General features: G+C 56.3%; 2 protein-coding genes. Both read left to right on the plus strand.

The features are described 5' to 3' along the window. The coding region (locus GHO25_RS25745; protein ID WP_153393433.1) for a type II toxin-antitoxin system YafQ family toxin at positions 1-152 on the plus strand (152 nt) is incomplete at its 5' end. Positions 153-198: 46 nt separating this feature from the next. Continuing rightward, positions 199-526 (plus strand): hypothetical protein (locus GHO25_RS26360; protein ID WP_218581097.1); only part of this gene is annotated, 328 nt, incomplete at its 3' end.

Genomic DNA, 526 nt, shown 5'->3' on the forward strand with positions numbered 1-526 from the left:
CGGAAAAACATCGGGATCATGCTCTGACTGGTAACTGGAAAGACCATCGGGATTGCCATATCAAACCGGATTGGCTGCTGATCTACTGCAAGCCCGACGATGAGCGCTTGCAGCTTGTGCGACTCGGATCACACAGCGAGCTGAGCCTATGACCAGCCAGGCTAAAGAGTGTGACGCGTCATATGACGGTAGAGCACCATGCGTCACACCATAGATGAAGCCGCGTCACTGATCGGCAGAACGCGCCGGTCCATATACCGGGCAATGACCGAAGGCCGTATATCATATGGCTTAGAGTCCGATGGACGTCGCTATATCGACACCGCGGAGTTACTGCGTGTGTACGGTGCTTTCGAGCCAGCGTCACAGAGCGTCACAGTGGAAATGTCACACGGCGTCACAGTGACTGGCGACCTCGGGGAGATCATCGCCAGGGCGGTGGCAAAGGCCGTCGCTGAAGCGGTGGAGCCATTGCGGCAAGAGATCGAGAAGCTACGCCTTGATAATGCTGAGCAGCGCCTTATTG

Source organism: Pseudomonas sp. FSL R10-1350, from assembly GCF_009600525.1.
Taxonomy (GTDB): Bacteria; Pseudomonadota; Gammaproteobacteria; order Pseudomonadales; family Pseudomonadaceae; genus Aquipseudomonas; species Aquipseudomonas helleri.